The 950-nt window shown below is 56.1% G+C and carries 1 protein-coding gene; it reads left to right on the top strand.

The genetic code is table 11. The features are described from left to right. Positions 1-950 (top strand): ClpP-like prohead protease/major capsid protein fusion protein (locus J5224_RS30360; protein ID WP_413544748.1); only part of this gene is annotated, 950 nt, incomplete at both ends.

Below are 950 nucleotides of genomic sequence, written 5' to 3'. Positions count from 1 at the left end.
ACGGTAATTTTGTTGGTGATGGTATCCGCCAGGCACTGATGGCGCGTGCCGGGTATGACCAGCGCGATAACAGCAACGTCTACAACGGGATGACGCTGCGTGAATATGCTCGTATGTCGCTGACTGAACGTGGTATCGGTGTGGCCTCCTATAACCCGATGCAGATGGTCGGCCTGGCATTCACGCATACCAGTTCTGACTTTGGCAACATCCTGCTGGATGTATCGGCCAAGGCCTTGTTGCAGGGCTGGGGAGAAGCCGAGGAAACGTTTACCCAGTGGACCAAACGCGGTCAACTGGCCGACTTTAAAACGGCACATCGTGTCGGTCTGGGGGGCTTCCCCTCTTTGCGTCAGGTGCGTGAGGGGGCCGAGTACAAGTATGTGACAACCAGCGATCGCGGCGAACCTATTGCGCTGGCCACCTACGGGGAAATCTTCTCCATTAGCCGTCAGGCCATCATCAATGACGACCTAAACCAACTGACGGACGTCCCGATGAAACTGGGTCGTGCTGCTAAGGCGACGGTTGGCGATCTGGTTTACGCCATTCTGACCAGCAATCCCAAGTTGTCTGATGACAAGGCGCTGTTCCATGCCGATCACAACAACTTGTCTACGGGCGGCATCAGCGTATCTAGTCTGGATGCTGCGCGCCAGTTGATGCGCAAACAAAAAGCGCCGGGAACTGGGGAGAAAGGTGAAAAAGGCCGCACCCTAAATATTCGCCCAGCCTTTATGTTGGTGCCGGTGGCTCAGGAAACGCTGGCGAGCCAGACCATCAAGTCTGCCAGCGTCAAAGGGGCTGACGTCAACAGCGGGATCATCAACCCAATCCAGAACTTCGCAGAAATTATCGCCGAAGCGCGCCTGGATGATGCCAGTGCCAAGGCCTGGTATCTGACCTCGGCGCAGGGTACGGACACTATCGAGGTTGCTTATCTGGATGGC

Source organism: Candidatus Symbiopectobacterium sp. NZEC135, from assembly GCF_025962695.1.
This window is presented reverse-complemented; position numbering and strand designations above follow the sequence as displayed.